The organism is Streptomyces prunicolor NBRC 13075, assembly GCF_000367365.1.
Taxonomy (GTDB): domain Bacteria; phylum Actinomycetota; class Actinomycetes; order Streptomycetales; family Streptomycetaceae; genus Streptomyces; species Streptomyces prunicolor.
This window is the reverse complement of sequence record NZ_BARF01000071.1, coordinates 1-2,740: the sequence shown is the minus strand read 5'-3', so window position 1 is coordinate 2,740 and position 2,740 is coordinate 1. Positions and strand designations below refer to the sequence as shown.

The following is a 2,740-nucleotide window of genomic DNA, read 5'->3' as shown; positions in this document are numbered from 1 at the left end:
AGCCCCCACCGGACCCGCAGCCAAGCACCGGACTTCAACCACTACCGCATCAACACCCCCGCACCCTCCACCCCGTCCTCCAAAGGCACCGCCACCAACCCCAACTCCGCACCGGACGCCAGCAATCGATGCGCAGGCAGAATCCGGACCGTATACCCATAGGGCCCGGTCCGATCAAGGGCAAGCGGCCCCTCGTACAACCAGTGCCCCTCCGCATCCGAACCCACCGGCTTCAAGGGAACCGTCACCGCATCCCCGATCCGATCCTCCGGATCCACCCGCCCCGAAACCGCCTGCACTTCCACATCATCCGGAGCAAGCCCACCCAGCCCCACCCGCACCCGGAGATTCAACGTCGTACCGAGTTCCGCAGTGGCCGTAGCCGCAGAAGTCTCCACGTGATCGACAGTCACCCCGTGCCAAGCGGAGCGCACCCGCCCCTTCCACGCGGCCAGTTCACGCGCCGCGTCCGGCGTCATCGCCCGGTGGGCATGCGCGGCCGGCGCGTACAGCCGCTCCACGTACTCCCGGACCATCCGCCCCGCCAGCACCTTCGGCCCCAGCAACGTCAACGTCTGGCGGACCATCTCGATCCACCGGTCCGGCAGCCCGTCCTGGCCGCGTTCATAGAAACGCGGGGTGACGCGTTGCTCCAGGAGGTCGTAGAGCGCCGCGGCCTCCACGTCGTCCCGGTGGTCGGGATCCGTGCCGGTGCCGTCCGCCGTGGGGATGGCCCAGCCGAAGTCGGGCTGGAACCATTCGTCCCACCAGCCGTCCAGGACAGAGAGGTTGAGGCAGCCGTTGAGCGCCGCCTTCATACCGCTCGTGCCGCACGCCTCCAGCGGACGCAGCGGGTTGTTGAGCCAGATGTCGCAGCCGGGGTACAGCTTCTGCGCCATCGCCATGCCGTAGTCGGGGAGGAAGACGATCCGGTGCCGGACGCGCGGATCGTCGGCGAACTTCACCAACTCCTGCACCAGCCGCTTGCCCCCGTCGTCCGCCGGATGCGCCTTGCCCGCCACCACGATCTGGATCGGGTGGTCGGGGTGCAGGAGCAGATCCATCAGCCGGTCGCGGTCGCGCAGCATCAGCGTCAGGCGTTTGTACGACGGGACGCGGCGCGCGAATCCGATCGTGAGGACGTCGGGGTCGAGCACGCCGTCGATCCACCCCAACTCGGCTGATCCGGCGCCGCGTTGACGCCAGGACGCGCGGAGCCGTTCCCGTACCTCCACCACCAGCTGTTCGCGCAGATCGCGGCGCAGCTCCCAGATGTCCTGGTCCGGGATCTCCGCGACCGCGTCCCAACGGTCCGAGCCGCCCACCGTCAGCGCATCCTCCGTGCGCTGGGCGCCGATCTGCCGCGCCCCGAGCCGGAACACCTCGGGGGCGACCCAGGTCGGCGCGTGCACCCCGTTGGTCACGGAGGTGATCGGCACCTCCTCGGCGTCGAACCCCGGCCAGAGACCGGAGAACATCTCGCGGCTCACCTGACCGTGCAACAGGGAGACGCCGTTGGCCCGTTGGCCCAGCCGCAGGCCCATCACGGCCATGTTGAACAGGTTGGGTTCGCCGCCCGGGTAGGTCTCCATTCCCAGTCGCAGGATGTTTCCGACGTCCATGCGCGGGAGTTCGGCCTCGGGACCGAAGTGGGTGGCCACCAACTCCCGGTCGAAACGGTCGATTCCGGCCGGGACGGGGGTATGCGTGGTGAACACCGTGCCGGCCCGCACCGCCTCCAGGCCCGCGTCGAAGTCCAGCCCCGCGTCGCAGAGTTCGGCGATCCGCTCCAGGCCGAGGAAGCCCGCGTGTCCCTCGTTCGTGTGGAACACCTCGGGCTCGGGGTGACCGGTGAGGCGACAGTACGTCCGGACCGCCCGCACACCCCCTATGCCGAGCAACATCTCCTGGAGCAGCCGGTGTTCACTCCCGCCGCCGTAGAGAACGTCGGTCACGCCGCGCTCGCCGACGTCGTTCTCCTCGACGTCCGAGTCCAGCATCAGCAGCGGCACCCGGCCGACCTGCGCGAGCCAGATCCGGGCGCGCAGCGAACGCCCGCCGGGCAGCGCCAGGGAGACCTGGGCCGGAGAGCCGTCCTCCTCCCGCAGCAGCGCCACCGGGAGCTCGTTGGGATCGAGGACGGGATAGTGCTCCTGCTGCCAGCCGTCCCGGGACAGCGACTGGCGGAAGTAGCCGTGCCGGTACAGGAGTCCGACGCCGATCAGCGGCACGCCGAGATCGCTGGCCGATTTGAGATGGTCGCCGGCGAGGATACCGAGGCCGCCGGAGTACTGCGGCAGGGCGGCCGTGACACCGAACTCCGGTGAGAAGTAGGCGACGGCGACGGGCAGTTCACCGGGGTGGGTCTGGTACCAGCGGTCACCGCCCACGTAGTCGGCGAGATCACCGGCGACCTCGGTGAGCCGGCGCAGGAAACGGCCGTCCTCGGCCAGCTCCGCGAGCCGCTCGGCGGAGACGCTGCCGAGGAGTCGTACGGGATCGTGTTCCGAGGCGGCCCAGCGCTCGGGATCGACGGACTGGAAGAGATCACGCGTGTCGGCGTGCCAGGACCAGCGCAGATTGCGCGCCAGATCACTGAGAGGTCGGAGGGGTTCGGGGAGAACGGGACGGACGGTGAATCGACGGATCGCCTTCACAGCTCCACCTCGGCGCTTCGCTGGATGACACACGGCTATGTGTGTCGTCGTGTGTGATGACGGTACCGGCGATGGTGTCGCCC

The 2,740-nt window shown here is 69.2% G+C and carries 1 protein-coding gene; it reads right to left on the bottom strand.

Translation table 11 applies throughout. The annotated features are described in order from the left end of the window. Positions 1–41: 41 nt before the first annotated feature. On the bottom strand, positions 42–2,657 hold the full coding sequence (locus tag SPR02S_RS30670; RefSeq protein WP_019060856.1) for a glycosyltransferase family 1 protein: 2,616 nt from the start codon (positions 2,655–2,657) through the stop codon (positions 42–44). Positions 2,658–2,740 lie beyond the last annotated feature (83 nt).